The sequence below is a fragment of the Enterovibrio paralichthyis genome (assembly GCF_019209835.1).
GTDB lineage: Bacteria > Pseudomonadota > Gammaproteobacteria > Enterobacterales > Vibrionaceae > Enterovibrio > Enterovibrio paralichthyis.
In genome coordinates this window covers 1-513 of sequence record NZ_JAHUTS010000069.1, presented here as the reverse complement: position 1 = coordinate 513, position 513 = coordinate 1, and the positions used below count along the sequence as shown (strand labels likewise).

Here is a 513-nt window from a genome sequence, read left to right as displayed (position 1 = left end):
CTTTCACGGCGGTAACAGGGGTTCGACTCCCCTATGGGACGCCACGGGTCGTTAGCTCAGTTGGTAGAGCAGTTGACTTTTAATCAATTGGTCGCAGGTTCGAATCCTGCACGACCCACCATCTTCTTCCACAAGAAGATGTAAAACTCAGTTTGGGTTTTGCCTTTTCAAAGGTGAAAACAAACATTTGTGGGCGATTAGCTCAGTTGGGAGAGCACCTCCCTTACAAGGAGGGGGTCACTGGTTCGAGCCCGGTATCGCCCACCACTCTCTAATCATTTTCTGCAACGGATTCGCAGACCCTTTAAATCACATTTACAGGGTGCGATTTTTTGCCGCCGAAAATCATTAGAAAGTGGTTTTTACCACCTTCTCTTTACGAGAAATGCTCTTTAAAAATCTGGAAAGCTGACTAAACAAACTTTTTAAGTTTGTTTGTAAAGTTCTCAAATGTTGACTCTACGGAGTTAACGAAAAACACATTCAAGTGTTCTTGGTTTCATTTCTCAATGA

General features: G+C 43.7%; 2 tRNA genes. Both read left to right on the top strand.

The features are described from left to right. Positions 1-45: 45 nt before the first annotated feature. Positions 46-121, top strand: a tRNA-Lys gene (locus tag KU854_RS24705). A 70-nt stretch (positions 122-191) separates the two neighbouring features. After that, positions 192-267, top strand: a tRNA-Val gene (locus KU854_RS24700). The last annotated feature ends 246 nt before the right edge of the window (positions 268-513 follow it).